Raw genomic sequence first — 1,156 nt, 5'->3', positions numbered from 1 at the left:
GGACCTGGTCGACGTCGGCGACTGGCTCGGGCAGCTCGGACGGGAAGAACTCGACGCCGCGGAACGCTAGAAAGCAGAAGCGGCCCCCCGCCCACCGGAGGACCGCCCGCCAACCTCACCGGCCCCACCGTCACCAGAGCCTGTCCCAAGCGTACGACCTCGGGGAGGCCACCAATGTCCGATCGAGTTTGCATCGGTCGCTGCAACGCATCTCAGCGCCGCAGGGCGGAGGAACACGCCCGCGACCTCGCCGCATGGCAGGCAGAGATGGACGCCTGGGCGAACGCCGCCGACGACGCCCGCGGCCCAGAGCCTGTCCGCCCCGATGAGCCTTCCCTCCGCTGGACGGCCGGCACACCCGTCTGGTGCCTGTCGGACGCGTCCGCGGTACGGTCTGCCCTCACCGACCTTGACGAGCAGATGGCGCTACGCCTCATGGCCGGCGACGGGCACGGCTCCATCAACCTCGGCGAGCGGGTGTCGTCCTCCCCGGAACCGAACTCCCCATCGCCAGCACACGACGACCTCGACGAGCTCGTCCGCTGGCTCCGCGAATGGGAGAACGAATACCGGTCCTCGCGCGGCTGGCCGACATCCCCGCACCGCGGGGAAGCCGCCCCTGCTCTCACCTCGTCGGTCGCATGGTTCCTCACCCACCTGGACGACATTCTCACCCGCCCAGACTTCGCCGAAGGATTCGGCACCGGCATCCTGTACTGGCACAACCGCCTGTCCTCCGCCGCGAAAACCCGCCCCCGCCGCATCTCCAAGCAGCTGCGTTGCCCGCAGTGCCACCTCGCGACGCTCTCCCAAATCGAGGGCGAAGACCGCATCGAGTGCCGCAACCGCGACTGCGGAGCCTCCCGCGGCGGCCCCATGGTCATGACGGTCGATGAGTACGAAGGCAGGGCGCAGGAAGCGATCGAGGGCGCCAAGACCCGCCGGCGGGCGTCGTGAGCGAGTCCTGCCCGACCTGCCGAGGCCGCGGCACCCTGCCCGATGTGAAAACGTGCGCTCTCTCCGGCTGTGGGCGGGAGTTCCGCTGGCAGGACGACGGGCGGGGGAGAGAGCATCCTCGCGAGGATGCCGCATACTGCTCAGCGTCGTGTCGGAGGGTCGCCGCCCAGCGCGCGTACCGCCGCCGGCAAGCCGCGTG

1 protein-coding gene is annotated in these 1,156 nt (G+C 70.3%); it reads left to right on the top strand.

Annotated features, from left to right (window positions below; translation table 11 throughout):
• Positions 1–174 precede the first annotated feature (174 nt).
• A complete protein-coding gene (locus AB0J58_RS45095; RefSeq protein ID WP_364228022.1) occupies positions 175–957 on the top strand; it encodes a hypothetical protein in 783 nt (260 codons plus the stop codon).
• Positions 958–1,156 lie beyond the last annotated feature (199 nt).

It is taken from the genome of Streptosporangium sp. NPDC049644 (assembly GCF_040675205.1).
GTDB classification, from domain to species: Bacteria; Actinomycetota; Actinomycetes; order Streptosporangiales; family Streptosporangiaceae; genus Streptosporangium; species Streptosporangium fukuiense.
The sequence above is the reverse complement of the archived record's forward strand: the minus strand, read 5'-3'. Positions and strand labels throughout refer to the sequence as shown.

Coding starts and splice junctions, on each gene's coding strand:
- AB0J58_RS45095 (WP_364228022.1), top strand. CDS start 175: ATGTCCGATCGAGTTTGCATCGGTCGCTGCAACGCATCTCAGCGCCGC.